This window comes from bacterium (genome assembly GCA_022616075.1).
Lineage (GTDB): Bacteria > Acidobacteriota > HRBIN11 > JAKEFK01 > JAKEFK01 > JAKEFK01.
The window spans coordinates 1-5,679 of the sequence record JAKEFK010000357.1 but is presented as its reverse complement, the minus strand read 5'-3'; the positions used below and the strand labels follow the sequence as shown (position 1 = coordinate 5,679).

Annotated in this window: 6 protein-coding genes and 1 pseudogene; 3 read left to right on the top strand and 4 right to left on the bottom strand. The window is 48.5% G+C overall.

Going from position 1 to position 5,679, the window contains the following annotated elements; translation table 11 throughout:
* On the bottom strand, positions 1-256 hold a 256-nt coding region (locus tag L0156_27325), incomplete at its 3' end, for a bacteriocin-protection protein (GenBank protein MCI0606713.1).
* A gap of 42 nt (positions 257-298) precedes the next feature.
* On the opposite strand from L0156_27325, the gene L0156_27320 reads away from it, so the two are divergent.
* A complete protein-coding gene (locus L0156_27320; protein ID MCI0606712.1) occupies positions 299-1,006 on the top strand; it encodes a hypothetical protein in 708 nt (235 codons plus the stop codon).
* 85 nt (positions 1,007-1,091) lie between these two features.
* On the opposite strand, the gene L0156_27315 is transcribed toward L0156_27320, so the two are convergent.
* Positions 1,092-1,736: a class I SAM-dependent methyltransferase gene (locus L0156_27315; GenBank protein MCI0606711.1), complete on the bottom strand. Its 645-nt coding sequence runs from the start codon at positions 1,734-1,736 to the stop codon at positions 1,092-1,094.
* A 113-nt stretch (positions 1,737-1,849) separates the two neighbouring features.
* On the opposite strand from L0156_27315, the gene L0156_27310 reads away from it, so the two are divergent.
* Positions 1,850-2,560, top strand: coding sequence for a fibronectin type III domain-containing protein (locus L0156_27310; GenBank protein MCI0606710.1), 711 nt, complete (start codon positions 1,850-1,852; stop codon positions 2,558-2,560).
* Here the strand turns inward: L0156_27310 and L0156_27305 are convergent, their stop codons facing one another.
* Both L0156_27305 and L0156_27300 read right to left on the bottom strand, forming a co-directional pair.
* Complete coding sequence (locus L0156_27305; GenBank protein MCI0606709.1) at positions 2,561-3,205, bottom strand: YceI family protein; 645 nt, start codon at positions 3,203-3,205, stop codon at positions 2,561-2,563.
* 91 nt (positions 3,206-3,296) lie between these two features.
* Positions 3,297-3,935 carry an NAD(P)-binding domain-containing protein gene (locus L0156_27300; protein ID MCI0606708.1) on the bottom strand — a complete coding sequence of 213 codons (639 nt, stop codon included), beginning with the start codon at positions 3,933-3,935 and terminating at the stop codon, positions 3,297-3,299.
* A 354-nt stretch (positions 3,936-4,289) separates the two neighbouring features.
* Between L0156_27300 and L0156_27295 the strand changes: the two are divergent.
* A pseudogene (locus L0156_27295) lies at positions 4,290-5,679 on the top strand (DUF4331 domain-containing protein).

Below are 5,679 nucleotides of genomic sequence, written 5' to 3'. Positions count from 1 at the left end.
TGTTAATTGCGCTCCAATTGCTGGTCGATTTTCGCGGAGTGAAACGAATTTTGTAGCTGATATCGTCAATACTCTTGCGCAGACCATCAATCCAGCCGTAACAGAGCGCGGCGTCAACAGACTCGGGCCAAGTGATGCTTGGCTTCCCGGAGACCTTTTTGTAGAAACCCACCCATTGTTCCGGGGTTTTGTCGTGATTCTTTTCAAGCCAGGTGCGAAAATCAGCCGGCGTCGCAAAAAATATTGCATATTGCATAATGCATATTGCATAATGTTTGAGAATTTTGCAATATGCAATATGCAATACCTGCGCGTTTCCGAAGACATCTTTCAAGCATTTCCCGATGCAATTCTGGGAGTGATTGTTTTTCAAGGCATAGATAACAGGGGTGAGAATCCCGAAATACTTTCGATGCTGCGGAAAGAGGAGTCCCACACGGTCCAGCGATTTGCCACGAATCCCATTAACGAGCATCCGCACATTTCTCCATGGCGCGAAGCGTACCGGAAGTTCGGAGCAAAACCAAAGGATTATCCCTCCTCCATTGAAAACCTAATCCGGCGCGTATCCAAAGGACATCAATTGCGGCACATCAATTTGCTCGTAGACCTGTACAACACCATTTCGCTTCGACACATCGTCCCTGTGGGTGGGGAAGACCTCGATCAGACGCAAGGGGACATCCATTTGACTTTCGCCGGCGCAAGTGAGCCACCGGTTACCTTACTGGGTGAACCTGATCCGCGGTCACCAAAGCCGGGAGAAGTGATCTACAAAGATGATCTCGGCGCCCTTTGCCGTCGATGGAATTGGAAGGAAGCGGACCGGACAAAATTTTCAGAGCAAACCGTCCATGGTTTCCTTGTCATTGAGGGTCTGCCTCCGGTAGGGCCGCCACTCGTAGAACAGGCAATCGGTGAGCTCTTCACACTGGTTAAATCCTATTGCGGAGGAGAGCTAAAAAAGGGAATTGTTCACACTGCGAAACGGGAAATGGCGCTTTAGGAGATAATGTCAAAATGGACCATCTTGAACCGTTTTGGACCGAAATGGACCGTAATGATACCAAAATGGCATTCAAGTCTCTGCGTTATAAACCGTAGACGCAAACGACTGTGCTGGGATAAAGATTCAGGTACTGGCGTGACGAGGGATACTTGAGGTGCCGCCAGAAACGATTGATAGCAGGGCGGCGATTTTCCAGCGCGATCATTTCGAGGATTTCTACATCTCGCACTTCCGCCTGTTTGAGTAGATAGGTCCAGGCTTCTTCGGTGTTGAAGAACCACTTGTGGCGATCCTCCGGTTTTGTGAGTGGAAGTCCGTATTGCCAGATCGAACCCTTCCCCTTTGCAAGAGATCTGCGCGCCTGACTCCAGCAATTCGGAAGGGAGAGGATCACATAACGGCTGGCCACCCGAAAAATTTCGTTGCTGAAGTCATGGAAATTATTGAGATGTTCCAGCACATCCAGACAAAGCACCGTTTCCCATGTTCCGTCCTTGAAAGGGAGGCGGCCCTGCTTCTCAAGATCCACTTTCACGTCCGATTGTTCTGTCATTCCAACACCCGCATATGTTTTCGGCCGAACCAGATTTCTGAGAACCGCTTCATCGCAACCAACGTCAAGAACGGTACCAGTCAGGTACGTTTGGAAGCGCCGGCCGATGAAATTCGGACGGTCGGCGCGAACCCGAAACTGGACGAACTCTCGCGGCAACTTTGAAAATTTCATGCTCTTCATCGCGGGTCAGTTTATCCTAACTTATTACCTTTCAAAAATGTAATGTTCGTTCCATTCCCAACATCTGTTCCTGAACGTATATTGTTCAACAAGGAGCAAAAGAAATGAAATGTGGAACAGGTAATTCGTATTTCTGTTTGCTGGTTGTGGGAATGTTGATCGCGCTGACGGCTCTGGAGTTGTTTGCTGAAGAAATCCCTTTTTCCGATGTGAGGATTATCATCGAGTTCAACTCCACCGATGAAGACATCGGTATTCAAGTTTTTCTCGATGCAGAGGGTTGGAAAAAAGTAAGCATTCAAAACCCGGGCGGAAATACGGTCTTCGAAGTCGTGGGCAGTAAGAATATAAGGAGACAGGGCCTGACCGAACTATTTTTCGAAAGCGAGGAGCCGGGACTCGATGAAGTGCCATTATCACAGTTTCTGGCCCGTTTTCCGGAAGGGGAATATAAGTTTTTCGGTTCAACAAATGAGGGAGATGAGCTGGTGGGTACAGCCACACTGACTCACAACATTCCCGATGGGCCGGAGATTGTGTCGCCTGAGAAAGGAGATGTCCTGGATCCGAAAAAAGTCACGATCCGGTGGGAACCGGTTACAACTCCGGCCGGAATCGTAATCGCAGGCTATCAGGTGATTGTTGAAGGCGATAGGCCACTCCGTCACTTCCAAATCGATCTGCCTGCTGATGCAACCAGCGTAAAGGTTCCTTCAAATTTTCTCGAATCCGGTCAAAAATACAAATTCGAGGTACTGGCAAAAGAAATAGGCGGAAACCAGACCATCTCAGAACGAAAATTCAGGACCGAGTAACTATTGCTGAGGTTTCAACAGCAGATCGAAACTGACTTCCAGGTTTTTTGATACTTTTACTGTGCCGCCGCCCGCGGATTTTGTTTCAATCTTGTAGTCCGCGCGTTTGATCTCAAATTTACCAGTGGCTCGCAAATTGGTTCCATCATCGATGACTCTCGCGGGAACCGTAATTTTACCTTTGACTCCGTGTAAAGTTAAGTCGCCTTCGATTTGCACATTGAAAGCATGACCCGGGCTAGCAGTGTATTTAACACCCGTGCTTTGGAAAGAAATCTCGGAATACGTTTTTGTCTCAAGCACCTCTCCGTGCAATTGAGTTTCAATTTTGGTTTTGTCTTCCGGTTTGAACTCCGCTGTTTCGTTTAAGGAGGCCGCATCAACGCGAATCGAGATCACTGCAGGTATCTTATCTTGTGGTTTGAGTTCCATTTCACCGCTGAACACTTTCGGAGCAATTGTGTGGCCGTGTCCCATAAATCCAAGCATTCCGGAAGTTCCCGCTTTGACCTCAATTTTGCTTTGATCGGGAACAATCGCATATCGGCCCGCCTTCGGAAGTTCCTCCTGCGCGCTCAAATACATCACAAATGAGTTCACTATAAACAGGAAAATTGGAAGAAGTTTTAGCCTTTGAATGCTCACGGTAACCTCCAACACAAATAGTGCTCACTACATAATATAGGAGCTAATTTCCTGTGCGGATCAAGATTCCTATTTTCGCGCCCTTAATAGATCAAGTAACCAATTTGAACGCGTGGAACCACTGGTTGCGAAGGAAGCCTGGAATGCACCAGAGCATGCATAATGGTTCGATGGCTCGCGCCGCTTCCGCCTTACCCATGTCGGCGGTTTCCCAGCCAAATTGATCCAGTATTCCTGCCACGGTCTTTTTTGATTCCTCATCGTTCCCGCAAATGAACATTGTCGGCTTTCCTCCTTTGAATTGTGGATTCACCATGGCCGCGTTGCCAACGGAATTGAACGCTTTTACGAAATGCGCATTTTGAAACTCGCGCTGTAAACGCTCCATGAGAGATTCGTCGAGGTTGGTAAAGAATTGTAAGACCCCGTTTACCGGCGGCGCATCGGCTATTGGATTGGTTGCATCAATGACACATTTTTGATGTAGATTCTCCCCGCCGGCGGAACGGAGAGCATCCGCCGCTACCGCTCCTTTAACTGCGAGAGCAACCAGATCGCCAAATTGAGCCGCTTCGGCAAAGCTGCCCACCTGAGCTTTAGGATTTTTCACAACCCAATCAGCTAATTTTTCAGGTGAGCGCGTGCCCATCATTACCTCATGACCGTGTTTCAGGAAACCACTTCCCAAAACTTTTGCTACATCACCCGAACCAATGACTCCAACTTTCATGGCCTGCTCCTTTTCAAGGTTTTCTATAAGAGTAGGTGTGAGGAATGAGGCGGGCAAGATGCCGTAATGCAGGCTGGACGCCGAGCTTGTTGAAAAATCCAGATCGCGGGCGCTCCTACTGGGAGCACGGGCATCTTGCCCGCAAAATGCTTGTCGAGCAAACACGTTTTTGCGGACTTGAAGTCCGCGCTCCAATTGATTTTTCAACAAACTCAGCCTGCGCTCCGTAATGCAGGCCGTAAGACGGCGCTCCGTATTTAACACATGGCCAATCCGAGAGTATTCTCCGTGCCGTATATAAAAATGTCATGCCGATGCATCAAACAACCGTTCTCAATTTTTGGAGGTACTTAAATGAGTTACAAAAAGTCTGCTCAACGTTTGTTTGTTTTGCTGACAATCGGCATCATCGGCATTTTTCTGCCTGTTTCCCTTTGGGGAGCAAGCCATAGTGATGCCCCGCTGATCAAGCAGGATCCCCAAACAAATATCACCGATGTTTACGCGTTTATTGGAACGAAATACGATGACGCAAGTCAGAAGGTCTTAAATGTTATCGTGCACACCCGCCCGTTCTCAGAACCTGGTGATGGTGTGATTTATGACCGGTTTTCTGACGATGCTTTGTACAGCATCCATATTGCGAATCCAGTCACTGGTGAGGCCGTGCTTCGGTATGATTTTCGATTCTCTGATGTGAACCCATTGGGAACTCCGGGACTCAAGAATCCGAATACTATCCTTTCTTATGGAAGAGGCACGCAAATCGGGCCCATCATTAATATAGGAGATGCGCGCCAAAACTATACTCAGGTTTATCGTGTGACTAGAGTAGGAAGCGCTTCAACTGTATTAGGTAGTCGTCTACTCACACCTCCACCGAATGTGGGTTTGCGAACAACGCCGGCGTACAATGATTCCTCAACAGGCCTTGCAATATCCGGCGCCACATCTTTTGCAAACCTGGATGACTACACGAAGCAAGCAGTATTTTCACTTGGTTCAGGTGAAGCCGTTTTTGCCGGACCCCGGGAAGATGGATTTTTTGCCGATACCGGTGGAATTTTTGATCTTCTCGATTCACGCATTGTGTCACCTAGCCCTCCGGGAACATTTGGCCAGGCAGGTGGCGGCGTTGACGGCTTTAAGGGGTTCAATGTACTGGCAATCGCAATCCAGATTCCTGTCGAATCGCTACCTTCTTTCGCCTACAATGATGCTTTTCTTTGGACCAACGACAGGTGTTGGCGTATTCGCGTCTGTAAGCCGCCAGCAAAACAGAAATCTAACTCCCACCGGTCCCAAATTTAGTGGACCATTCGTGCAGGTAAACCGCATGGGCAATCCACTCTTCAACGAAGTGCTTGTTGCCCTTAAGGATAAAGATGTTTACAACCGGACAAAACCTGTGGTTGATGCAGCAACGTTCTCAACTTACGCTTTGAATCCGGAAATTGCTGTGCTCATCAATGCCGTATTCGGGCTCAGTCTTGCAACGAGTGGAAGAACTGATCTCGCTGCCGTTTTCATTCCTGATGTGATCCGGGTGGATACGACTACAGATCCAGTTCGGTTAGCGGGAGATGCCGGTTTCAGCCGTCTTGGATTTATCGGTGGCGATACAACCAGCGGCAAATCAGGTGGTTGGCCTAACGGTCGAAGGTTGGGAGATGACGTTGTTGATATCGCGTTAACTGCGGTCGCAAGCGGCCCATCTTATTCTGCGATTACTTTGGTGGGAGAC

Coding starts and splice junctions, on each gene's coding strand:
- L0156_27310 (MCI0606710.1), top strand. CDS start 1,850: ATGAAATGTGGAACAGGTAATTCGTATTTCTGTTTGCTGGTTGTGGGA.
- L0156_27315 (MCI0606711.1), bottom strand. CDS start 1,736: ATGAAATTTTCAAAGTTGCCGCGAGAGTTCGTCCAGTTTCGGGTTCGC.
- L0156_27320 (MCI0606712.1), top strand. CDS start 299: ATGCAATACCTGCGCGTTTCCGAAGACATCTTTCAAGCATTTCCCGAT.
- L0156_27300 (MCI0606708.1), bottom strand. CDS start 3,935: ATGAAAGTTGGAGTCATTGGTTCGGGTGATGTAGCAAAAGTTTTGGGA.